The 22,967-nt window shown below is 72.4% G+C and carries 20 protein-coding genes; 10 read left to right on the forward strand and 10 right to left on the reverse strand.

Features of this window, described 5'->3' with window-relative positions; all coding sequences use genetic code 11:
• Window positions 1-184: 184 nt before the first annotated feature.
• Window positions 185-1,147, forward strand: a complete 963-nt coding sequence (locus ASG83_RS00730; RefSeq protein ID WP_055855918.1) for a hypothetical protein — start codon at window positions 185-187, stop codon at window positions 1,145-1,147.
• Window positions 1,148-1,275: 128 nt separating this feature from the next.
• Here the strand turns inward: ASG83_RS00730 and ASG83_RS00735 are convergent, their stop codons facing one another.
• On the reverse strand, window positions 1,276-2,121 hold the full coding sequence (locus tag ASG83_RS00735; RefSeq protein ID WP_055855920.1) for an ADP/ATP-dependent (S)-NAD(P)H-hydrate dehydratase: 846 nt from the start codon (window positions 2,119-2,121) through the stop codon (window positions 1,276-1,278).
• 169 nt (window positions 2,122-2,290) lie between these two features.
• On the opposite strand from ASG83_RS00735, the gene ASG83_RS00740 reads away from it, so the two are divergent.
• On the forward strand, window positions 2,291-3,385 hold the full coding sequence (locus ASG83_RS00740) for an NADH:flavin oxidoreductase/NADH oxidase (protein ID WP_055855924.1): 1,095 nt from the start codon (window positions 2,291-2,293) through the stop codon (window positions 3,383-3,385).
• Between the two features lie 93 nt (window positions 3,386-3,478).
• Here ASG83_RS00740 and ASG83_RS00745 read toward each other — a convergent pair whose 3' ends face one another.
• The 3 genes from ASG83_RS00745 to ASG83_RS00755 form a co-directional block, all read right to left on the reverse strand.
• The gene (locus ASG83_RS00745) at window positions 3,479-4,528 is read right to left on the reverse strand and encodes a hemolysin family protein (RefSeq protein WP_055855927.1); all 1,050 of its coding nucleotides are present in this window, start codon (window positions 4,526-4,528) and stop codon (window positions 3,479-3,481) included.
• Complete coding sequence (locus ASG83_RS00750; protein WP_055855930.1) at window positions 4,525-5,847, reverse strand: hemolysin family protein; 1,323 nt, start codon at window positions 5,845-5,847, stop codon at window positions 4,525-4,527. The genes ASG83_RS00745 and ASG83_RS00750 overlap by 4 nt, the downstream gene beginning before the upstream one ends.
• A gap of 163 nt (window positions 5,848-6,010) precedes the next feature.
• A complete protein-coding gene (locus tag ASG83_RS00755; protein ID WP_055855932.1) occupies window positions 6,011-7,450 on the reverse strand; it encodes a GuaB1 family IMP dehydrogenase-related protein in 1,440 nt (479 codons plus the stop codon).
• 131 nt (window positions 7,451-7,581) lie between these two features.
• Here ASG83_RS00755 and ASG83_RS00760 point away from each other — a divergent pair, with 131 nt between their 5' ends.
• Complete coding sequence (locus ASG83_RS00760) at window positions 7,582-11,352, forward strand: multifunctional oxoglutarate decarboxylase/oxoglutarate dehydrogenase thiamine pyrophosphate-binding subunit/dihydrolipoyllysine-residue succinyltransferase subunit (protein ID WP_082598978.1); 3,771 nt, start codon at window positions 7,582-7,584, stop codon at window positions 11,350-11,352.
• Between the two features lie 80 nt (window positions 11,353-11,432).
• Here ASG83_RS00760 and ASG83_RS00765 read toward each other — a convergent pair whose 3' ends face one another.
• Together ASG83_RS00765 and ASG83_RS00770 are read right to left on the reverse strand one after the other, a co-directional pair.
• Window positions 11,433-11,675, reverse strand: coding sequence for a zf-HC2 domain-containing protein (locus tag ASG83_RS00765; protein ID WP_055855935.1), 243 nt, complete (start codon window positions 11,673-11,675; stop codon window positions 11,433-11,435).
• Window positions 11,672-12,274 (reverse strand): sigma-70 family RNA polymerase sigma factor, encoded by a 603-nt coding sequence (locus ASG83_RS00770; RefSeq protein WP_200932296.1) that lies wholly within the window; start codon window positions 12,272-12,274, stop codon window positions 11,672-11,674. The genes ASG83_RS00765 and ASG83_RS00770 overlap by 4 nt, the downstream gene beginning before the upstream one ends.
• Before the next feature lie 147 nt (window positions 12,275-12,421).
• Here ASG83_RS00770 and aroA point away from each other — a divergent pair, with 147 nt between their 5' ends.
• From aroA to ASG83_RS00790, 4 genes are read left to right on the forward strand one after another with little or no spacing between them, the layout of a single operon-like run.
• Window positions 12,422-13,831 carry a 3-phosphoshikimate 1-carboxyvinyltransferase gene (gene aroA / locus ASG83_RS00775; RefSeq protein WP_055855937.1) on the forward strand — a complete coding sequence of 470 codons (1,410 nt, stop codon included), beginning with the start codon at window positions 12,422-12,424 and terminating at the stop codon, window positions 13,829-13,831.
• Complete coding sequence (gene rsgA, locus ASG83_RS00780) at window positions 13,828-14,874, forward strand: ribosome small subunit-dependent GTPase A (RefSeq protein WP_055858961.1); 1,047 nt, start codon at window positions 13,828-13,830, stop codon at window positions 14,872-14,874. The genes aroA and rsgA overlap by 4 nt, the downstream gene beginning before the upstream one ends.
• Before the next feature lie 30 nt (window positions 14,875-14,904).
• Window positions 14,905-15,756: an inositol monophosphatase family protein gene (locus ASG83_RS00785; RefSeq protein ID WP_082598982.1), complete on the forward strand. Its 852-nt coding sequence runs from the start codon at window positions 14,905-14,907 to the stop codon at window positions 15,754-15,756.
• A 3-nt stretch (window positions 15,757-15,759) separates the two neighbouring features.
• On the forward strand, window positions 15,760-16,272 hold the full coding sequence (locus tag ASG83_RS00790; RefSeq protein WP_055855943.1) for a septum formation family protein: 513 nt from the start codon (window positions 15,760-15,762) through the stop codon (window positions 16,270-16,272).
• 10 nt (window positions 16,273-16,282) lie between these two features.
• On the opposite strand, the gene ASG83_RS00795 is transcribed toward ASG83_RS00790, so the two are convergent.
• The gene (locus tag ASG83_RS00795) at window positions 16,283-17,182 is read right to left on the reverse strand and encodes a dioxygenase (protein WP_055855946.1); all 900 of its coding nucleotides are present in this window, start codon (window positions 17,180-17,182) and stop codon (window positions 16,283-16,285) included.
• A 116-nt stretch (window positions 17,183-17,298) separates the two neighbouring features.
• Here ASG83_RS00795 and ASG83_RS00800 point away from each other — a divergent pair, with 116 nt between their 5' ends.
• Window positions 17,299-18,384 (forward strand): maleylacetate reductase, encoded by a 1,086-nt coding sequence (locus ASG83_RS00800; protein WP_082599128.1) that lies wholly within the window; start codon window positions 17,299-17,301, stop codon window positions 18,382-18,384.
• A gap of 30 nt (window positions 18,385-18,414) precedes the next feature.
• Here the strand turns inward: ASG83_RS00800 and ASG83_RS00805 are convergent, their stop codons facing one another.
• From ASG83_RS00805 to ASG83_RS00815, 3 genes are read right to left on the reverse strand one after another with little or no spacing between them, the layout of a single operon-like run.
• Complete coding sequence (locus tag ASG83_RS00805) at window positions 18,415-19,428, reverse strand: NAD(P)-dependent alcohol dehydrogenase (RefSeq protein ID WP_162253775.1); 1,014 nt, start codon at window positions 19,426-19,428, stop codon at window positions 18,415-18,417.
• A gap of 46 nt (window positions 19,429-19,474) precedes the next feature.
• Window positions 19,475-19,696, reverse strand: coding sequence for a helix-turn-helix transcriptional regulator (locus ASG83_RS00810; RefSeq protein WP_055855951.1), 222 nt, complete (start codon window positions 19,694-19,696; stop codon window positions 19,475-19,477).
• Window positions 19,690-20,166 carry a hypothetical protein gene (locus tag ASG83_RS00815; RefSeq protein ID WP_156376751.1) on the reverse strand — a complete coding sequence of 159 codons (477 nt, stop codon included), beginning with the start codon at window positions 20,164-20,166 and terminating at the stop codon, window positions 19,690-19,692. Before ASG83_RS00815 ends, ASG83_RS00810 begins: the two co-directional genes overlap by 7 nt.
• 268 nt (window positions 20,167-20,434) lie before the next feature.
• Between ASG83_RS00815 and ASG83_RS00820 the strand changes: the two genes are divergently transcribed.
• The gene (locus ASG83_RS00820) at window positions 20,435-22,714 is read left to right on the forward strand and encodes a carbon starvation CstA family protein (protein ID WP_055855957.1); all 2,280 of its coding nucleotides are present in this window, start codon (window positions 20,435-20,437) and stop codon (window positions 22,712-22,714) included.
• Window positions 22,714-22,962, forward strand: a complete 249-nt coding sequence (locus ASG83_RS00825; protein WP_055858968.1) for a YbdD/YjiX family protein — start codon at window positions 22,714-22,716, stop codon at window positions 22,960-22,962. Before ASG83_RS00820 ends, ASG83_RS00825 begins: the two co-directional genes overlap by 1 nt.
• Window positions 22,963-22,967: the final 5 nt, after the last annotated feature.

Consider the following 22,967-nt stretch of genomic DNA (forward strand, 5'->3'; position numbering starts at 1 on the left):
AGCGGGTTTGATGAGCAAGCGCCGCATCGACAGCGCTCATCGTCATCAGACCTGCGCATCCTCGAGCGGGCTGGGGCGGCGAGCGGGCTCTGCGTGTCGTCACCAGCGCACCGTGCACGGACGGAATCCCCCGTCATTCCACCTGCGGCTGCGGCGCCGGCTCGACCTGCTCGATGCTCCGGCCATGAACGACTTCGCTGACGACCGCGGGCTCATCCGGCTCCGTGGCATCGCCACCCCCTCGGATCGGAGCGCCACCATCGATGCTGCGCGCCGGTCGACCCTGATCCGTCTCGCGCGTGGCGTGTACATCCACTACGAGGCATGGGATCAGCTTGACCCCGACGCGCGGTATCGCGCGCTCGTGCATGCCGCATCGGGCGGCCTCGCGTCGGACGAGCTGCTCTGCGGACCGAGCGCGCTGGCGCTCTGGCGGCTGCCGACGATCGACGGGTGGCCCTCGACCGTGCACTCGGTCCGCCCGAGCCGGGGAGGCGGGCGGCACTCCGGCGGGCTGATCCGTCACGTCACCTCCCGGCCGGATCCTGGTGAGCACATCGACGGCCTCCCGGTGACCTCGCTCGCGCGGACGGTGTCGGACGTCTCAGCGACGCGATCCCTCGCCGCCGGGCTCATGGCCGCCGACGCCGCGGTCCGTGGAAGCTCGGCGCGAGCCCTCCTTCGCGCGCCGCTCGACCAGGACCTGCTCCTGCAGGAGGCGGAGCGCCGCCCCGTGCGACACGGCCGGACGCGCGCGCTCACGGTCGCGCAGCTTGCCGACGCTCGCGCGGAGAGCCCGGGCGAGTCGCTGCTGCGGGCGAGCATCCACCTGCTCGGTCTGCCGCAGCCCGAGCTGCAGTGGGAGTTCCGCGGCGACTCGGGCCGACGGTACTTCGTCGACTGCTACTGGCCCGACCAGGACTTCGTGCTCGAGTTCGACGGCAGGGCCAAGTACCTCGACCCCGCACTGCGCGGCGGCCGCACCGCGGAGGAGGTGCTCGTCGCGGAGAAGGAGCGCGAGGACGAGATTCGCGCTCGCGTGCGCGGCATGGCTCGGGCCGGGTGGGCCGTCGCGCTCGCGCCGGTGCGGCTCGCGGCGCGCCTGCGGGCCGCCGGCTTCCTCTTCCCCGGCCGCGAGCGACGATGAGCGGATTTGATGATGATGCGCTCGACCGAAGCCGCGCCCGCTCACTAAAGCAGCTCATGTTCGGGGCCGAGCGCGTGTGAGGGCGCGGGCGCGGGGGCCGGGCGGGGGCCGGGCGGGGGGCCCGCGCGCTACACGACCGGGCGGTACTTCACGAGCTGCGCGATCGTCGGGCCGAGCTCGCGGCACAGGTCGAGCACCGTGAAGGGCCCGCCGGCCGAGGCGCGCTGCGCCGCCAGCCCGTGGATCACCGCGGCCGCCGCCGCGAGCCGCCCCAGCAGCGCCGCATCGTCGACGACCGCGTCGCCGTGCGTCGCGACGAGGGCTCCGAGGATGCCCGCGAGGGCATCCCCCGCCCCCGCGATCGCGAGCCACGCGGGCGCCGATCGCGCCACGAGCTCCTCGCCCGTGGAACCCACGACATGCGTCGTGTGCCCCTTGAGCAGCACGGTCACCCCGAAGCGCTCGGCCGCCCGGCGGGCGGAGCCGAGCGGGTCGGCGCGCACCGCGTCCGCGTCGACGCTCGTGAGCCGGGCGAGCTCCCCGGCGTGCGGAGTGATGACCGTGGGCGCCGTCGACGAGGCTGCGAGATCGAGCGCGCCGGCGTCGAGCACGAGGGGGCGACCCGACTCGAGCGCGCGCTCGAAGCGGTCGCGCGTGGCGGCGTCGCGCTCCCCGCCGTGCCCGGGCACGGGCATCCCGCTGCCCAGGAGCCACGCCTGCACGCGCCCCGGCTCGGTGACCGCCTCGGGGCGGCGCTGCAGGACGAGGTCGGCGGCACGAGCGGGGCCGAGGTAGCGGACCATGCCGACGCCGGTGCGCAGGGCCGCCTCGACGCCGAGCACCGCGGCCCCCGGATACTGAGCCGAGCCGGTGACGACGCCGAGCACGCCGCGCCGGTACTTGTCGTCGTGCTCGCCGGGGACGGCGAGGAGTCGAGCGGCGGCGTCGGGGAGGAACTGCGTCGGGCCTGTCACGCCGACACCCTATCGAGCGGCGCTCGACGCCCGGCCCGTCCGCTCGCACGAGCGCGGGGCTCCCGACCGCGCCCGCCTGCCCGGCCGCACCCGCCCCCGCGCACGGCCGCCCCCACCCGCGCGGCCGCTCCCAGGAATACCCCGGGCCGCTGGCTGCTTGCACTGTCTCGTGACCTCTGCGCTCTTCTCCCCGCTCACCGTCCGCTCCCTCACGCTGCGCAACCGACTGTGGGTGGCCGCCCTGTGCGAGTACTCCGTCATCGCGCGCGACGGCGTGCCCACCGACTGGCACCTCGCCCACCTGGGCTCGTTCGCGCGCGGCGGTGCCGGCCTCGTGATCGCCGAGGCGACCGCCGTGACGCCCGAGGGGCGCATCAGCCCCCACGACACCGGCATCTGGAACGACGCGCAGGCCGAGGCCTGGTCGCGCGTGGTCGACTTCGTGCACTCGCAGGGCGCGGCGGCCGGCATCCAGCTCGCGCACGCCGGACGCAAGGCGAGCATCTACCCCGAGTGGGGCGAGACGCCCGAGGGGTGGTCGGGCCGCGGCACGATGCCGGTCAGCGAGGCCGGCTGGCAGACGGTGGCCCCCTCGGCGATCGCCTTCGACGGCTACGACGCGCCCGTCGCCCTCGACGAGCAGGGCATCGCGGATGTCGTGGCCGCCTTCGCCGACGCGGCGCGCCGCTCCGTCGCGGCGGGCTTCGATCTCGTCGAAGTGCACGCCGCCCACGGCTACCTCCTCCACCAGTTCCTCTCTCCGCTGTCGAACCAGCGCGACGACGCGTGGGGCGGCTCGCTGGAGAACCGCGCGCGCATCGTGCTCGACGTGGTGCGCGCGGTGCGCGCGGCCGTCGACGTTCCCGTGCTCGTGCGCTTCTCGGCCACCGACTGGACGGAGGGCGGCTGGGACGAGCAGCAGACCGCTCAGGTCGCGGCCTGGTCGCTCGAGGCGGGCGCCGATCTCTTCGACATCTCCAGCGGCGGGCTCGTGCGCGCGTCGATCCCGGTCGGGCCCGGCTACCAGGTGCCGCTCGCGGCGCACGTGCGCTCGGAGGGCGACGTGCCCGTCGCCGCCGTGGGGCTCATCACGGAGGCTGCGCAGGCCGAGCAGATCATCGATTCCGGTCAGGCCGACGCCATCCTCATGGGGCGCAAGTGGATGCGCGACCCGCATGCCGCGCTGAGCTTCGCGCGCGACCTCGGCGATGAGGCGGCGCTGCAGCAGCTCGTGCCGCCGCAGTACCGGCGCGCGTTCTTCTAGGGGCGCATCCGCACCGCGCGCGGAGCGCGACCTCTCGCACGACGGCGCCGCCCCCTCGGGAGCGGCGCCGTCGTCGTCTGCGCGAGCCCCCGCCTAGGGGCGGCGGCGAGTGGCGTCCTGCACCTCGCCGACGAGCTCCTCGATGATGTCCTCGAGGAAGAGCACGCCCGTCGTGCTGCCCTGCGCGTCGACCGAGCGAGCGAGGTGGGCGCCCGAGCGGCGCATGACGGCGAGGCCGTCCTCCAGGTCTGCGCTCGCGAGGATCGACACGAGGCGACGGATGCGCTTCGGCGGCACCGGGTCGTCGAACTCGTCCTCGTCGAGGTCGATGACGTCCTTCAGGTGCACGTAGCCGGTGGGCTCGCCGTCGTCGTCGACGAGGACGTAGCGGCTGAAGCCGCGCTGAGCGACCGCCCGCTCGACGTCGGCGGGCGAGGCGTCCTCCGGCAGGTGGACGAGCTCGCCCATCGGCACGGCGACGTCGTCGACCTTCTTCGTCGTGAACTCGAAGGCCGCGCTGAGCGCGCCCGAGCGGTCGTGGAGGAGACCCTCGCGCTGCGACTGCTCGACGATCGTCGCGACCTCCTCGAGCGTGAAGGCGCTCGTCGCCTCGTCCTTCGGCTCGACGCGGAACAGGCGCAGCACGCCGTTCGCGACCGAGTTGAGAGCGACGATGACGAAGCGGAGCACGCGCGCGACCGCCACGAGCGGGGGCGCGAGCAGCAGCACCGAGCGCGTCGGCAGCGAGAACGAGATGTTCTTCGGCACCATCTCGCCGAGCACCACGTGCAGGAACGACACGATGAGCAGCGCGATCGTGAACGCGACGCCGCTCACGACCTCGTACGGCAGCCCCGTGAGCTGCAGCGGGATCTCGAGGATGTGGTGGATGGCCGGCTCGGAGACGTTCAGGATGAGCAGCGAGCACACCGTGATGCCCAGCTGGCTCGTCGCGAGCATGAGCGTCGCGTGCTCCATGGCCCAGAGGGCGGTCTTCGCGGCACGGGATCCCGCCTCGGCGCGCGGCTCGATCTGCGAGCGCTTGGCCGAGATGACGGCGAACTCGGCGCCGACGAAGAACGCGTTGCCGGCGAGGAGGACGACGAGCCAGGCGAGTCCCCACCAGTCGGAGTCGCTGATCATCGACCGGCCTCCTCGTCCTCGATGGCCGGTCTCGGGGTGTAGCGGACGCGGTCGATGCGGCGGCCGTCGAGCCTCTCGACGCGGAAGGCGCCCGCGTCGATCTCGACGAGATCGCCGACGGCCGGCAGGCGGCCGAGCTCGGACATCATCCAGCCGCCGACGGTCTCCCACGGGCCGTCGTCCGGCACCGAGACCCCCGCGCGGTCGCGCAGCTCGTCGGGCCGGAGGATGCCGGGGAAGGTCAGCCAGTCGCGCGAGCGGACGACGCCGACGAGCACGCGGTCGTGCTCGTCGGAGACCTCGCCGACGAGCTCCTCCACGAGGTCCTCCAGCGTCGCGACGCCCGCCGTGCCGCCGTACTCGTCGACGACGACGGCCATCTGGTAGCCGCGGCCGCGCAGCTCGGCGAGCAGGGTGTCGAGCATCATCGTCTCGGGCACGCGCAGCGCGTCGCTCTGCAGCGCGGAGACGGGCACGTCGGGGCGCCGGTCGTGCGGCACCGCGACGGCCTGCTTGACGTGCACGATGCCGACGATGTCGTCGATCGAATCGTCGGTGACGGGGAAGCGCGAGAAGCCCGTGCGGCGCGCGAGCTCGATCACGGCGAGCGCCGAGTCGGTGCGGTCGATGCTCGCGACGCGCGGTCGCGGGGTCATCACGTCGGAGGCGGAGTGCTGCGAGAACGCGAGCGTGCGCGAGAGCAGCGTCGCCGTGTCGGCCTCGAGCGAGCCCTCCTTCGCGGAGCGTCGCACGAGCGAGGCGAGCTCCTCCGCCGTGCGGGCGCCGCTGAGCTCCTCCTTCGGCTCGATGCCGACGGCGCGGAGGATGGCGTTCGCCGTGTTGTTCAGCAGCGAGATCGCGGGCTTGAACACCGTCGTGAACAGCGTCTGGAAGGGGATGACGAGCTTCGCCGTCTGGCGCGGCAGCGACAGCGCGAAGTTCTTCGGCACGAGCTCGCCGACGATCATCGACAGCAGCGTCGCGATGACGACGGCGACGATCGTGCCGACGACGCTCACGGCGCCCTCCGGCAGGCCGAGGGCCGTGAGCGGCCCGGCGAGCATCATCGAGATGGCGGGCTCCATCGTGTAGCCCGTGAGGAGCGTCGTGAGCGTGATGCCCAGCTGCGCGCTCGAGAGGTGCGTCGAGGTGATCTTGAGGGCCGCGATCGTGGGCCCGAGCCGCTTCTCGCCGCGCGCCTGGCGCGCCTCGAGATCGGAGCGATCGAGGTTGACGAGCGCGAACTCGCTCGCGACGAAGAAGCCGGTGCCGATGGTGAGGAGCACGCCCGCGCCGAGGAGGATCCACTCAGCGCCCACGGGTGCCCCCGATCATCGGCGAGGGACTATGACTGGGGTCGGACGGCGAAGACGGCGGGTCATCCATGATGCGAGGAAGTATAGCCAGGCGACCCCGGCGCGGCTGAGCGTCGGATGCCCGGGGGCGCGCTCTCGACGACGCGCACCCTCGCGGGGCGGACGCTCACCACGAGACCGGCAGCGCCTTCCCCTCCTCGTACCCCGCGGCCGACTGCACGCCGACGACGGCCCGCTCGTGGAACTGCGGCAGCGTCGCCGCGCCCGCGTACGTCATCGACGAGCGCAGCCCCGAGGTGATCATGTCGAGCAGGTCGTCGATCGAGGGTCGCTGCGGGTCGAGCAGGATGCGCGAGCTCGAGATGCCCTCCGCGAAGAGCGTCTTCCGCGCCCGGTCGAAGGCGTCGAGCCGCCGGAACCGCTGCTCGACGGCGCGCGTCGAGGCCATCCCCCACGAGCTCTTGAACCAGCGACCCTCCTCGTCGACCTCGATCTCGCCCGGCGCCTCGAGCGTGCCGGCGAACCACGAGCCGATCATGACCGCCGAGGCGCCCGCGGCGAGCGCGAGCGCGACGTCGCGCGGGTAGCGCACTCCCCCGTCGGCCCAGACGCGGGCGCCCTTCTCGCGGGCCGCCTGCGCGGTGTCGAGCACGGCCGAGAACTGCGGGCGCCCCACGGCCGTCATCATGCGCGTCGTGCACATCGCGCCCGGCCCCACGCCGACCTTGAGGATGTCCGCACCCGCCTCGACGAGGTCGTGCACGGCCTCCGGCGTGACGACGTTGCCCGCGACGAGCGGGACGCCCAGCTTCTTGCCAGCGACGGCGCGCACGGCCGCGAGCATCGACTCCTGGTGGCCGTGGGCCGTGTCGAGGACGATGACGTCGACGCCGGCCCGGACGAGCGCCTCGGCCCGCGCCGCCGGGTCGCCGTTGGCGCCGATCGCGGCCGCGACGCGGAGCCGGCCACGGGCATCCGTCGCCGGGGTGTAGAGCGTGGCGCGCACGGCGCTGCGCGCGCTCAGCGAGCCGATGATGCGCCCGTGGTGCATGACGGCGACGGCGTCGACGCCCGCCGCGTCGATGAGGTCGAAGGCCTGGCGCGGGTCGGTGACGTCCTCGTCGTCGAGGGCGGGCACGGGGTCGCCGACGAGGTCGCCGATGCGCGAATCGGGCAGCGCGCCGCGCAGGCGGCTGACGGGGATGCACCGCTCGGGCGCCCCGTCGGCGTCGACGACGGTCAGCAGGGCGCCCGCGGTGTCGGGGGCGCGCCGCAGCGCCTCGGCGATCGTCGTCTCGACGCCCACCGCGACGAGCGGGTCGAGCATGACGTGCGCGCTCTTCACGGCGCGGATCGCGGCGTCGAGCTCGCCGAGCGGGGTGTCCTGCGGCAGCACCCCGAGACCGCCGCGGCGAGCCAGGGCGGCGGCGAGGCGCGGGCCCGTCACCGACGTCATGTTCGCGGCGACGAGGGGGATGCCCAGGGCGGTCGCGTCGTCGACCGTCAGGTCCGCGCTCAGCCGGCCGCCGACATCCGATCGGCTCGGCACCAGGAACACGTCGGAGTAGGTCAGATCGTGGGCGGGTCGTTCGTCGAAGAATCGCACATCTTTCAGACTACGGCGGGCCTCTCGCGCACGGGGGGCGGGACTTCCATGGGTAGGCTTGACGGGCTGGGGACCAGCGAGGGTTCCCATTCGATCCGAGCATCTAGCGAAACGGAAGTGGGCGGTCGGCTGTGTCAAGCCAAGTGACCGGAGTGAGCCCCGACGGCGGCGCCGCGGGCGAGTTCGGTGCCAACGAGTGGCTCGTTGACGAGATGTACGAGCAGTACAAGGCCGACAGGAACTCGGTCGACCCGTCATGGTGGCCGATCCTCGAGAAGTACCACCAGTCGGCTCTCGCCGACGCCCCGCCGCCCGCGTCGGACGCCGAGCCCGTTCCCGCGGCATCCCCCGCCCCGGTCGCGATGGACGCACCCGAGGCGGCCCCCGCCTCGGTGCCCGCGGCGTCCTCCGTCCCGCCGGCGTCCGTCCCGATCACCGGCAGCCAGCCGGTGGCCCGCACGACCTCCGCTCCCCCGCAGCGCCAGCCGATCCCCGCGCAGGCGCCCGCGACGGCCTCCGCGCCCGCGGCGACGGCCGATGCCGAGGAACCGGCGGAGGACACGGTCACCCCGCTCAGGGGCATGGCCAAGACCCTCGCCTCCAACATGGACGCCTCGTTGAGCGTCCCGACCGCGACGAGCGTGCGCACGATCCCCGCGAAGCTGATGATCGACAACCGGATCGTCATCAACAACCACCTCAAGCGCGCCCGCGGCGGCAAGGTCTCCTTCACGCACCTGATCGCGTGGGCGATGGTCCGCGCGCTGCGCGAGTTCCCGAGCCAGAACGTCTACTATGACGAGGTCGACGGCAAGCCGGTCGTGGTCACGCCCGCGCACATCAACCTCGGCATCGCGATCGACCTGCCCAAGCCCGACGGCTCGCGCGCCCTCCTCGTGCCCGGCATCAAGAAGTGCGAGACGATGGGCTTCGGCGACTTCCTCACCGCCTACGAGGACGTCGTCAAGCGGGCGCGCGACAACAAGCTCGCCGCCTCCGACTTCCAGGGCAACACCATCTCGCTGACCAACCCCGGCGGCATCGGCACGGTGCACTCGGTACCGCGCCTCATGCGCGGTCAGGGCGCCATCATCGGCGCCGGCGCGCTGGAGTACCCGGCTGAGTTCCAGGGCTCGTCGCCCGCGACGCTCGCCGAGCTCGGCATCGGCAAGACCATCACGCTCACGAGCACGTACGACCACCGCGTCATCCAGGGCGCGGGCTCGGGCGAGTTCCTCAAGAAGGTGCATGAGTTGCTCATCGGGCAGCGCGGCTTCTACGAGGACATCTTCGCCGACCTGCGGATCCCCTACGACCCGATCCACTGGGCGCAGGACATCCACGTCGACCTCGCGGACCAGATCAACAAGACGGCGCGCGTGCACGAGCTCATCAATGCGTACCGTGTTCGCGGCCACCTCATGGCCGACGTCGACCCGCTGGAGTACCGCCAGCGCTCGCACCCCGACCTCGACATCGCGAGCCACGGCCTGACCTTCTGGGATCTGGATCGCGAGTTCGTCACGGGCGGCTTCGGCGGCCGGCGCACGATGCTCCTGCGCGACATCCTCGGCGTCCTCCGCGACTCCTACTGCCGCACGGTGGGCCTCGAGTACATGCACATCGCCGACCCGGCGCAGCGCCGCTGGTTCCAGGACCGCCTGGAGCGGCCGTACCAGAAGCCGACGCACGACGAGCAGATGCGCATCCTCGGCAAGCTCAACCAGGCCGAGGCGTTCGAGACCTTCCTGCAGACCAAGTACGTCGGTCAGAAGCGCTTCAGCCTCGAGGGCGGCGAGTCGGTGATCCCGCTGCTCGACGAGATCCTCCAGGGAGCCGCCGAGGCCGAGATGGACGAGGTCGCGATCGGCATGGCGCACCGCGGCCGCCTCAACGTGCTCGCCAACATCGCCGGCAAGACCTACGGCCAGATCTTCCGCGAGTTCGAGGGGACGCAGGACCCGCGCAGCGTGCAGGGCTCGGGCGACGTGAAGTACCACCTCGGAACCGAGGGCGTCTTCACCGCGATGAGCGGCAAGCAGATCCCCGTCTACCTCGCCGCGAACCCCTCGCACCTCGAGGCCGTGAACGGCGTGCTCGAGGGCATCGTCCGGGCCAAGCAGGACCGCAAGGGCGACGGCCAGTTCGGTGTCCTCCCCGTGCTCGTGCACGGCGACGCGGCGATGGCCGGCCAGGGCGTCGTGCTCGAGACCCTGCAGCTGTCGCAGCTGCGCGGCTTCCGGACGGGCGGCACGATCCACGTCGTCGTCAACAACCAGGTGGGCTTCACCACGCCCCCGGGGGAGGCGCGCTCGTCGAACTACTCGACGGATGTCGCCAAGACCATCCAGGCGCCGATCTTCCACGTGAACGGCGACGACCCCGAGGCCGTCACCCGCGTCGCCGAGCTCGCCTTCGCCTACCGGCAGGAGTTCAAGCGCGACGTCGTGATCGACCTGATCTGCTACCGCCGCCGCGGCCACAACGAGGGCGACGACCCCTCGATGACGCAGCCGCTCATGTACAACCTCATCGAGGCCAAGCGCTCGGTGCGCACCCTCTACACCGAGTCGCTCGTCGGCCGCGGCGACATCACACCGGACGAGTTCGACGCCGCGCACCGCGACTTCCAGGAGCGCCTCGAGGTCGCCTTCGCCGAGACCCACGCCGTCCAGACGGGGCAGATCCCCGTCGTCGGAGCCGGCGCGGTCGCCTCGCCCGCGATGGAGACCATCGCGGCGGAGCCGGAGACGACCGGCGTGCCGGTGGAGGTCATCCAGCACATCGGCGACGCCCACGACAACCCGCCCGCCGGCTTCACGATCCACGGCAAGCTGCAGGCGATGCTCAAGAAGCGCGTCGAGATGAGCCGCAACGGCGGCATCGACTGGGGCTTCGGCGAGCTGCTCGCCCTCGGCTCCCTCCTCATGGAGGGCACGCCCGTGCGCATGTCGGGCCAGGACTCGCGCCGCGGCACGTTCGTGCAGCGCCACGCCGTGCTCCACGACCGCGCCAACGGCCAGGAGTGGCTGCCGCTCGCGAACCTCGCCGAGAACCAGGCGAAGCTCTGGATCTACGACTCGCTCCTGAGCGAGTACGCGACCATGGGCTTCGAGTACGGCTACTCGGTCGAGCGCCCCGACTCGCTCGTGCTGTGGGAGGCGCAGTTCGGCGACTTCGCCAACGGCGCGCAGACGATCATCGACGAGTTCATCTCCTCCGCCGAGCAGAAGTGGAACCAGCGCTCGAGCGTCGTGCTGCTGCTGCCGCACGGCTACGAGGGCCAGGGCCCCGACCACTCGTCGGCGCGCATCGAGCGCTACCTGCAGCTCGCGGCGGAGGACAACATGACCGTCGCGCGCCCCTCGACGCCCGCGTCGTACTTCCACCTGCTGCGTCGCCAGGCCTACGCGCGCCCCCGCCGCCCGCTCATCGTCTTCACTCCGAAGGCGATGCTGCGCCTGCGCGGTGCGACGAGCGAGGTCGCCGACTTCACCGAGGGCCGCTTCGAGCCCGTGCTCGACGACGCGAACATCACCGACGCGCAGTCGGTGCGTCGCGTGCTCGTGCACGCCGGCAAGATCCACTACGACCTCAAGAGCGAGATCGAGAAGCGCGGCACGAACGACGTCGCACTCGTGCGGCTCGAGCAGTTCTACCCGCTGCCCGAGGCCGAGCTGCAGGAGGTCTTCGACCGGTACCCGAACGCCGAGCTGGTGTGGGTGCAGGACGAGCCCGAGAACCAGGGCGCCTGGCCCTTCTTCGCGCTCGAGAGCGCCAAGCGCGGGGGCCGGCCCGTCCGCGTCATCTCGCGCCCGGCATCCGCCTCGCCCGCGACCGGATCGACCAAGCGCAGCGCGCAGGAGCACGCCGCGATCATGGACGCGGCGCTCGGCGACTAGGCCGCAGAACGCCGAACGGGCCCGCTTCCTCCGTCTGGAGGGGCGGGCCCGTTCGCGTTTCGGGATGAGGGATCGCGCGGCTAGGCGCGAGCATCCAGACGTTCGATCGTGCCGAGGATCATCGCGCGGAGCTCGTCCGGCGCCTTCTCCTGGCAGGCCTCCTTCACCTTGGTGGTGAGGGTGAGGCCGACGAGATGCTCGGCCGAGCAGTCGTCGCAGTTGCTCATGTGGTCGCGGATGTCCTGGCACTGCTCGGCGCTGAGCTCGTTGTGCAGGAACTCCTCCAGCTCGGCTTTGGCCTTGTCGCAGCCGCAGTCGGTCATGTCGTGCTCCTCGATGTGGTCATGGTGTCCTTCAGCGTGATCCCGCGCTCGCGGGCGTAGTCGGCGAGCAGCTCGCGCAGCAGGCGTCTGCCGCGGTGGAGCCGGCTCATCACGGTGCCGACCGGGGTCTTCATGATGTCGGCGATCTCCTGGTACGAGAACCCCTCGACGTCCGCGAAGTACACGGCGAGACGGAAGTCCTCCGGGATCGACTGGAGGGCGTCCTTCACGGCGCTCGCGGGCATCCGATCGATGGCCTCGGCCTCGGCCGAGCGGCTCGAGCTCGACGTCGCCGACTGCGCGCTGCCGAGCTGCCACTCCTCGAGCTCGTCGGTCGACCCCTGGTACGGGTCGCGCTGCTTCTTGCGGTACACGTTGATGAACGTGTTCGTCAGGATCCGGTACAGCCACGCCTTGAGGTTCGTGCCCTGCTCGAACTGACCGAAGGCGGCGAAGGCCTTCACGAAGGTCTCCTGCACGAGGTCGGAGGCGTCGGCGGGATTCTTGGTCATGCGCATGGCGGCGCCGTAGAGCTGGTCCATGAAGGGGAGCGCCTGCTCCTGGAACAGCTGGCGGCGCTCGGCGAGCTCGTCAGTCATCGGGAGCGAGTCTACGACCGGTGCCTGCGGGCTCGCGCCCGCGCGCGGGCGGGCGGCCGGGTCGGCGGATGCGGTGATCACGCGCTCGAGGACGGCGCTCGTCATGCGGCGGCTCCCTTCGCTCGTGCTGCCGATACTCTGTAACCGATGCAGGTATTCGGCTATTCCTCGCCCCGATTCAGCCCCTACGACGACGACCGCGCCGACCACTCGGCTCCGACGGGCGACGAGGGGCCGTGGCGCGCGCCGCGAGCGACCGGCCCGCTGGACGCCCGGCTCGCCCTGCCCGGATCGAAGAGCCTCACCAATCGCGAGCTCGTGCTGGCCGCTCTCGCCAACGGCCCCTCGCTGCTGCGCCGGCCCCTGCACTCGCGCGATTCGGCGCTCATGATCGCGGCGCTGCGCGCGCTCGGCGTGGGCATCGACGAGGTGCCGGGCGACGGCGCGTACGGCCCCGACCTGCGCGTGACCCCCGCTGCCGAGCTGACCGGATCGACGAGCATCGACGTCGGCCTCGCGGGCACCGTCATGCGCTTCCTGCCGCCCGTCGCGGCCCTCGCTCTCGGCCCGGTCGCGTTCGACGGGGACGAGGCGGCGCGGCGGCGCCCCATGCGCACGACGATCGACTCGCTGCGCGCGCTCGGCGTCGACGTCAACGACGACGGCCGCGGCGCCCTGCCGTTCAGCCTGTGGGGCTCGGGCGCGGTGCGCGGCGGCGAGGTCGCGATCGATGCGAGCGCGTCGAGCCAGTTCGTGTCGGGCCTCCTGCTCGCCGCCCCGCGCTTCGCCGAGGGTCTCACCCTGCGGCACACGGGCGAGCGGCTGCCGTCGATGCCGCACATCGAGATGACGATCGCCGCTCTCGAGGCGCGCGGCGTGACGGTCTCGAGCCCTGATGAGGGCGTGTGGGTCGTCGCGCCCGGGCCGATCGCGGCGCGCGACGTCGACATCGAGCCCGATCTCTCGAACGCCGCGCCCTTCCTCATCGCCGCGGTCGTCGCGGGCGGCACGGTCGCGATCGAGGGCTGGCCCGAGACGACGACGCAGGTCGGCGCCGATCTCATCGAGATCCTCCCCCGCTTCGGTGCGACCGTCCGTCGCGAAGGCGACGCGCTCGTCGTCGACGGCGGCGAGGGGCTGCTCGGCGGTCGCTCGATGCCCGGCGTCGACCTCGACCTCTCGCGCGGGGGCGAGCTCGCGCCCGCGCTCGTCGCGCTCGTGGCCCTCGCCGACTCCCCGAGCCGCATCACGGGCATCGAGCACCTCCGCGGCCACGAGACCGATCGCCTCGCGGCGCTCGCCGACGACCTGACGCGCGCCGGGGGCACCGTGACCGAGCTCGACGACGGGCTCGCCCTCGAGCCGCGCGCCCTCCACGGCGCCGACTGGGGCGCGTTCGAGGATCACCGAATGGCCCACGCGGGTGCCGTCATCGGGCTCGCCGTCGACGGCATCGACATCGACGACATCGGCGCGACGTCGAAGACGCTCCCGGAGTTCCCCGAGCTGTGGCATCGTCTCGTCGCCTCCGCGCGGGCGGGGTCCGGCTCCGCATGAGCTGGCTGCCGCCCGACGACGACGAGGACGAGCCGTACGGCGCGTACGACGAGTCGGCCGTGCGCTCGCGCCCGAACCCGAAGGCCAACCGGCCGCGCTCGAAGCAGCGGCCCGCCCACGACGACGCCGTCGTCGGCCGCATCGTCACGGTCGACCGCGGCCGGTACCTGGCCCTCATCGACGAGGGCGAACCGTCCGAGCGCGCGGTGATCTGCACGCGCGCCCGCGAGCTGCGCAAGACCGCGATCGTCACGGGCGACCGCGTCGACGTCGTCGGCGACGTGAGCGGCGAGGAGGGCGCTCTCGGGCGCATCGTCCGCGTGCACGAGCGCCGCACCCTTCTGCGACGCAGCGCCGACGACACCGACGCCGTCGAGCGCATCGTCGTCGCGAACGCCGACCAGCTCATGATCGTCGTCGCCGCCGCCAACCCCGAGCCGCGACCCCGGCTCGTAGACCGCTACCTCGTGGCCGCGTTCGACGCCGGCATCTCTCCGCTGCTCGTCGTGACGAAGACCGACCTCGCCGACCCCACGGCCTTCCTCGCCCACTTCGCGGGGCTCGACGTGCGCGTGGTCACGAGCTCGGCCGAGCATCCCCCGCTCGACGAGCTGCACGCTCTGCTGCGCGACCGCACGACCGTCGCGGTCGGGCACTCGGGCGTCGGCAAGTCGACGCTCGTGAACGCGCTCGTGCCCTCCGCCCAGCGCGCGATCGGCCACGTCAACGCCGTGACGGGGCGCGGTCGGCACACCTCGAGCTCGACCGTGTCGCTGCGGCTGCCCGACGGCGGCTGGATCATCGACACTCCCGGCGTGCGCTCGTTCGGCCTCGGGCACGTCAACCCCGACAGCATCCTCACCGCGTTCGAGGACCTCGCCGAGGTCGCCCGCTCGTGCCCGCGCGGCTGCACGCACCTCCCCGACTCGCCCGACTGCGAGCTCGTCGACGCGGCCGCGCGGGGCGATCTGGGCGCGCTCGGGCCGCAGCGTCTCGACTCGCTGCAGCGGCTGCTGACGACGCTCACCAAGTCCGCGTACTGAGCGAGGCTCGCGACCGCTACTGTGAGAGCCGTGACCGACCTCGCCGCCGATCTGGCGCTCGCGCTCGAGCTCGCCGAGCGGGCCGACGCCGTCTCGTTCGACCGCTTCCGCGCCGTCGACCTCGAGGTGACGACGAAGCCCGACCGCACCCCCGTGACCGACGCCGATCGGGCCGTCGAGCGGGTCATCCGCGAGGGCCTCGCCGCGGCGCGACCCGAGGACGGCATCCTCGGCGAGGAGTACGGCACCGCGACGGGCACGGGCGAGGGCGCCCGCCGCCAGTGGATCATCGACCCCATCGACGGCACCGCCAACTTCCTGCGCGGCATGCCCATCTGGGGCACCCTCATCGCGCTCGCGATCGACGGCGTGCCCGTCGTCGGCGTCGTGAGCTCGCCGGCTCTCGAGCGCCGCTGGTGGGGCGCGAGCGGTCTCGGCGCCTTCGTGCTGCGCACGGGCCCCGCCCCTGAGACGGATGCCCGCCCGCTGCGCGTGAGCGGCGTGCGCGATCTCGCCGACGCCTCGATCTCGTACAACAGCCTGCCCGGGTGGGACGACGAGGGCCGCCTCGACGGCCTCCTCGCGCTGACGCGCGCCGCTTGGCGCTCGCGCGCCATCGGCGACATGTGGTCGTACATGCTCGTCGCCGAGGGCGTCATCGACGTGGCGGGCGAGTTCGACCTGCAGCCCTACGACATGGCCGCCCTGCAGCCGATCGTCGAGGAGGCGGGCGGCCGCTTCACCTCGGTCGACGGCGCACCGGGGCCGTGGCACGGCAGCGCCCTGGCCACCAACGGCCACCTGCACGATGCTGTGCTCGCGCTCGTCGCCCGCGACGACGCATCCGACGAGATCGCGCTCGCACCCGACGAAGAGGAGTAGCCCATGTCCGCGTCCACCCCGTTCCGCCGAGCCCTCGCAGCGCTCGCACTCGTGTCGGCGACCGCCGCGCTATCCGGGTGCGCCTTCCTCTCGCAGTTCACGGGAGGAGGGGAGGCCGAGCGCGACACCGAGGGCCAGGTCATCGAGGGCAACGACTCGACCGACGTGTTCACCATCCAGGTCGGCGACTGCCTCAACGACGCCGAGGCCACCGAGCAGGTCGAGACCGTTCCGACGACGCCGTGCGACGAGCCGCACGACAGCGAGGTGTACGCCTCGGTGATCATGTCGGAGGACGACTACCCCGGCGAGGACGCCATCCTCGAGCGCGCCGATTCCGAGTGCCTGACCGGGTTCGAGTCGTTCGTCGGCGCGAGCTACGACGAGTCGCCCTACGACTTCAGCTACTACTTCCCGACCGAGGGCAGCTGGGCGCAGGGCGATCGCGAGATCCTCTGCGTGATCTACGACCCGGCCGGCCCCGTGACGGGCAGCCTCGAGGGCTCGTCGAGCTGAGAATCCCGCGCTAGGGTCTCGATTCGGCGCCCTCTCTCGGCGCGAGGACGATGTCGAAGCGCGCCGAGCTCCACGGCCCGTCGATCATGCGCCCCGGCGCCTCGCCGCGGTCGTGCTGCGCGAAGTCGATGACGAGGCTCTCCGTCACGCCGAAGACGGCGTCGCGATCGAGCCACTCGTCGCCCGCGACGAAGATGTGGGTGATGAGCGTCGTGTGCTCGGGCGCGCTCACCATGAAGTGGATGTGCGCGGGCCTCATGTGCGAGCGCCGGGTCGCGGCGAGCAGATCGCCGACCGGCCCATCGTGCGGGATGGGATAGGCGGCGGGCTGCACCGTCCAGAAGTCATAGCGCCCGTCGCCGTCGGTGAAGAGGTGCGCGCGGGCCTGCACGAGGTCGCCCTCGTACTGCACGTCGTAGAAGCCGTCCTCGTCGGCGCCCCACACCTCGACGCGCGCGCCGGCGATCGGGGCGCCCGTGGTGCTCGTGACGCGACCGGCGACGTGGCACGGTCGACCGGGGACTCCCTCGGCGATGTCGCCGCCGAGCGCGATCTCGGGGCTGCCGTTCACGAAGAAGGGCCCGAACACGGTCGACTCCGTGGCTTCCGCCGTCACGGGCGCGTTCATGCCCACCGTGAGCATGGAGAGCCCGAGCACGTCGCTCAGCAGGATGAACTCCTGACGGCGGTCGTCGGTGATGCTCCCCGCTCGGGTGAGGAAGGCGATCGCGGCCTCCCACTCCGGTGCGGTGAGCCGGACCTCGCGCGCGAACGCATGCAGGTGGCGGGTGAGCGCCTGCATGACGGCTCTCAGCCGCTCGTCGGGGGTCGCCTCGAAGCTCGCCTCGACCTCCCGGGTGAGGTGCTCCTCGCGCTCGGCCCGCAGCGCGGCCTCCGGCTCATCGACCACCGCGGGCTCCCCTCCGGGCGCAGCGCTGCGCTCCTCGCGTCAGGATGGCAGACGATGCGCTCTCCCGCGACCGCGCGGGCATCGTCGCGATGCCGCCGCGCGGATATGCTCGCGCCGTGGAGTTCCGCTACGCATCGCTGCCTCACCGCGTGATCTTCGGCGCGGGCTCGAGCCGGACCTCGCTCGCGGCCGAGGTCGAGGCGCTCGGCGCCGAGCGCCTCATGGTGATCGCGTCGGATCGCGACACGGCGCTCGTCGACGAGCTCCTCGCGCCGTGGCGCGATCGCGTCGCCGTCCGCTTCACCGGGGTGCGTCCGCACGTGCCCGACTCCGTGGCGGCCGAGGCGCGACGGATGGCCGTCGACCACCGCGTCGACGGCCTCGTCTCGATCGGGGGCGGATCGACGACCGGCACCGCGAAGATCGTCGCGCTCACCACGGAGCTGCCCATCATCGCCGTGCCGACGACGTACGCCGGCAGCGAGATGACGCCCATGTGGGGCATGACGACTGCGGCGCGGAAGGAGACCGGCGTCGACCGACGGGTGCTGCCCGCGACCGTCGTCTACGACAGCGACCTCGTCGCGACCCTGCCCGTCGACCTCGCGGTCGCCTCGGGGCTCAACGCCATGGCGCACTGCGTCGAGGCCTACTGGACGGAGGCCTCGAACCCGATCGTCCGGCTCATCGCGACCGAGGGGGTCCAGGCTCTCGCGGAGGGCCTGCGCGGCCTCGCGGGCACCGAGCGGGCGAGCGGCGCCTCTGCGGCGGATGCCGGGACCGACACCGCCGCCGCCCGTGAGCGACTCCTCTACGGCTCCTTCCTCGCGGGGATGGCTTTCGCGACAGCCGGCTCGGGCCTCCACCACAAGATCTGCCACGCGCTCGGCGGCGCGTTCGACCTGCCGCACGCGCAGACGCACGCCGTGGTCCTGCCACATGTCCTCGCGTTCAACGCCGTCGCCGCCCCCGAGTCGGCGGCGATGATGGCGCGCGCGCTCGGAGCGGACGACGCCGTCGCGGGACTGCGCGACCTCGCGAGCGCGATCGGCGCTCCGCGCGGGCTCGCCGAGCTCGGTCTCACGCGCGAGCAGCTGACCGAGGCGATCGACCTCGTGGCGGGCCGGCTGCCGATCGCGAACCCCCGCCCGGTCGACCGCGCCGACGTCGAGGCGATCCTCACCGGAGCCTTCTCGGGCTGAGCGCTCCCGGCCGGGCTCGTCCGGCCCCGGTCAGCCGAGCGCGATGACGACCTTGCCGCGCACCTCGCGCCGCCGGAGCCGGTCGATCGCTCCGAGGGCGCGCTCGAGGGGGACGACCTCGTCGACGGCCGCGGACATCCGCCCTGCCGCGAGGTGATCGAGCAGGATCGCGAGATCGGCGCCGGACTCCTTCTGCATGACCATCACGAGGCGGTGCCGCACCCACGGGTCGAGCAGCGCAGCGCGGAACTGCCGGTCGAGCCCGTCGAGCACGGGCCCGCCGACGTGATCGGCGCCGACGATCGCGAGCGTGCCGCGCTCGGTCAGCAGTCGGCGCAGCACCGGCAGGTCGCGGCCGTCGGCCGTGTCGATGACGGCGTCGAAGCGCCCCCAGCCCTCGGGCCCGGGATCGGTGCGGTAGTCGATCGTGCGCTCGGCGCCGAGAGAGCGGGCGAAGGCGGCCTTCCCCCCGCTCGCGACGCCCGTGACGCGGGCGCCCGCGAGAACGGCGAGCTGCACGAGGTACGCCCCGACTCCGCCCCCCGCGCCGATGACGAGCGCCTTCTGCCCCGCGCCGACGCGAGCGGCATCGCGGACGGCCTGCAGGGCGGTGACGGCGGAGATCGGCAGCGCGGCGGCGTCGGTCGACGACACCGCGTCGGGGATGCGCGCGAGCTTCCGCGGCGTCGCGAGCACGAGCTCGGCGAACGCCGCGGGCGCCGACCCGGCGACGCGATCTCCGACGGCGAACCCGACCTGCTCGGGCGTCGCGCCGGGCGGCAGCGCTTCGATGCGCCCCGCGAACGCGAGGCCGGGGATTGGCTGTCGGGGCCGGCGCAGCCCGAGGAAGGGGCGGACGAGCGTCGGCCGCCCGGTCAGCAGGTGGATCGTGCCCGAGTCGGGGCTCGCGGCCTCGACGCGCACGAGCACGCGACCGGCGCGCGGTGCGGGCGCCGGCGCCTGATCGAGTCGCAGCATCTCGACGCCGCCGTAGCCGCTCTGCAGCAGGGCCCGCATGGTCGCGGGCGTCGTCATCGTGGTCATGGTGGTCTCTCGTCTCATCGGTCGGGCGCGGGGGCGGATGCGGCGCTCACGCGCCGTCCGGATACTGGAACACGTCGTCGAGCGGGACCCCGAAGACGCGGGCGATCTGGAAGGCGACCTCGAGCGAGGGCGAGTACTTGCCCTGCTCGATGGCGATGACGGTCTGGCGGGTGACGCCGATGCGCTCGGCGAGATCGGCCTGCGTCAGCTCGCCGTGGGCGAAGCGGAGGGCGCGGATGCGGTTCTCCACGCGAGTGGGCTTCACCACGCGGGCACTCCCCCGCGGTAGAGGGCGACCTTCGTGATGCCCTCGAGCACCGCGGAGGCGTAGAAGCCGAGGAAGAGCGCGTGGGCGATCCAGAAGTGGTCGGCCTCGAGCATCGCGAGCACGAGGGCTGCGAGGGCTCCGATCACGAGCACGGCGCGCGCGGTGTGCTCGGCGCGGGCGCTGATCTGCCGGTCGCGGACGTCGGTCCCCTGGCCGTCCCGACGGGTCAGGATGGCGACGACGATCGTCACGACGGCCGTCACGATGATGCCGATGCCGATGCTCCAGAGCATCGCGTCGACGTAGGGCGCCTCGACGAGCGGCCCGCCGGCCGCGCGGGCGGCGAGCACGACGCCGTAGACGACGCCCGTCACGATGCCGACGACGAGGCCGATCCAGGCCACCTTCTCCTCCTGCGCCACGGGGTCTCCTTCTGGTCGATCGATGCGGATGTCAAGAATTCCTGACACGCTCAAGGTAAAGCGCAACGGACATCCTGTCAATGATTTTTTACACAGCCAGGATGCGGCGGGTGACGGTTCCGGCGCGCGCCCCCTCACCGGCGCCCCGCTCGCCCGCGCGGCGCAGGCGCGTCGAAGGCGCAGCTCGGCTCGCTGTTCGTCGCACGGATCCGCCGTTCGTCGCACCGAACAGCCGCCCGTCGGCAGGGCCGTGCGCGCGCCGGCGCCCCTTCCTAGGGTGACCACACGCAACGATGCGACCCCCTGGAGGAGCACAATGACGTCACAGCCACCCGGATCGACCGTCGAGGCCCGGCCCGACGGCCCCGAGCCCGACCCGGCCCTTCCCCCCACCGAGCTGCCCGCCGCGGAGCGCGAGACCCGGTGGACCCTGCCGAAGATCCTGGTCTGGGCGGCGATCGCGCTGCTCGGCGGCATCTCGTGGACCATGATCGCAATCGTGCGCGGCGAGACCGTCAACGCGCTCTGGTTCGTGTTCGCCGCCGTCTGCACCTACCTCATCGGCTACCGCTTCTACTCGAAGGTCATCGAGCGCTACATCACGCGCCCCGACGACCGGCGGGCCACGCCCGCCGAGGTGCGCGCCGACGGCAAGGACTACGTGCCGACCGACCGCCGTGTGCTCTACGGCCACCACTTCGCCGCGATCGCCGGCGCCGGCCCGCTCGTCGGCCCCGTCCTCGCCGCGCAGATGGGCTACCTGCCCGGCACGATCTGGATCATCGTCGGCGTGCTGCTCGCCGGCGCGGTCCAGGACTACCTCGTGCTGTTCTTCTCGATGCGCCGCGGCGGTCGCACGATCGGCCAGATGGCCCGCGACGAGCTCGGCCGCGTCGGCGGCACCGCGGCGATCCTCGCCTCGCTGCTCATCATGCTCATCATCATCGCGATCCTCGCGCTCGTCGTCGTCAACGCGCTCGGCGAGAGCCCGTGGGGCGTCTTCAGCGTCGCGATGACCATCCCGATCGCCCTCTTCATGGGCGTCTACCTGCGCTACCTGCGCCCGGGGAAGATCTCCGAGGTCTCGATCATCGGCTTCGTGCTGCTCATGGCCGCGATCATCGCCGGCGGCTGGGTCGCCGAGACGCCGTGGGGCATCGAGCTCTTCACGCTCGACCGCACGACGATCGCGTGGGGCATCATCATCTACGGCTTCGTCGCCGCCATCCTGCCCGTCTGGCTGCTGCTCGCCCCGCGCGACTACCTCTCGACGTTCATGAAGATCGGCGTCATCGTCATGCTCGCCGGCGCCGTCGTCCTCGTGCGGCCCGAGATCTCGGTCCCCGCGCTCAGCGAGTTCGCCGGCGGCGAGCTCGGCCCGGTCGTCTCCGGCACGCTGTTCCCGTTCCTGTTCGTCACGATCGCGTGCGGCGCCCTCTCCGGCTTCCACGCGCTCATCGCCTCGGGCACGACGCCGAAGCTCATCGAGAAGGAGCGCCAGACGCGCTTCATCGGCTACGGCGGCATGCTCATGGAGTCCTTCGTGGCGATCATGGCGCTCGTCGCCGCGCTCTCGCTCGACCGCGGGATCTACTTCGCGATGAACTCCTCCGGGGCCGCCACCGGCGGCACGGTCGAGGGCGCGGTCGCCTTCGTCAACTCGCTCGGTCTGATGGGCGTGAACCTCACGCCCGACATGCTCACGAGCACGGCGGCGGCCGTCGGCGAGGAGTCGATCGTCTCCCGCACGGGCGGCGCGCCGACCCTCGCGCTCGGCATCGCGAACATCATGCAGCAGCTCTTCGGCGGCGCCGCGCTCGCGGGCTTCTGGTACCACTTCGCGATCATGTTCGAGGCGCTGTTCATCCTCACCGCGGTCGACGCCGGCACGCGCGTGGCCCGCTTCATGCTGCAGGACTCGATCGGCAACGTCCTCCCGAGGTTCAAGGACACGGGGTGGCGCCCCGGCGTGTGGATCACGACGGCCCTCATGGTCGCGGGCTGGGGCTGGATCCTGATCCTCGGCGTCACGGATCCGCTCGGCGGCATCAACACGTTCTTCCCGCTGTTCGGCATCGCGAACCAACTGCTCGCGGTCATCGCGCTCGCGGTCGTGCTCGCGATCGTCGCCAAGCGCGGGCCGGGCTACGTGCGCTGGCTGTGGATCATCGGCGTGCCGCTCGCCTTCGCCGCGGTCGTGACGATCACCGCGTCGGCCTTCAAGATCTTCTCCCCCGTGCCCCAGGTGGGCTACTGGGCGAACCACTTCGCGTTCCGCGGAGCGCTCGAGGCGGGAGAGACCTCGTTCGGCACGGCCCCGACGGTCGAGGCGATGGAGGCGGTCGTGCGGAACACGATGGTGCAGGGCATCCTGTCGATCGTGTTCGTGACGCTCGCGATCATCGTCGTCATCACCTCGCTCATCGTGACGGTCCGCGCCATCCGCGCCGGCGGCGGCGAGAGCCACGAGGACGCCCCGGTCGCCTCGCGCCGGTACGCGCCGGAGGGCTTCTTCGCCACGAGGGCCGAGCGCGAGCTCGAGCGCCGGTGGGCGCAGCTGCCCGCCGCCACACGGCCCTCGTCGGCCAGGCACTGATGACCGCGACCGAATCACGGCGCCCTGCCCGGACTCTCTCGGTCCGGGCAGGCGCCGCCGTCCTCGGGCGCGCCGGACGAGCCGTCACCTGGTACATGCGCGAGCTCATGGGCGACACCGCCTACCGCACGTACCTCGATCATCACGCCGCCACGCACGGAGCGGATGTCGCCCCGATGACCGAGCGGGAGTTCTGGCGGGGCAGAATGGACGAGCAGGACCAGAACCCCGGGGCCCGCTGCTGCTGACGACG

The sequence above is a fragment of the Yonghaparkia sp. Soil809 genome, from assembly GCF_001429705.1.
Lineage (GTDB): Bacteria > Actinomycetota > Actinomycetes > Actinomycetales > Microbacteriaceae > Microcella.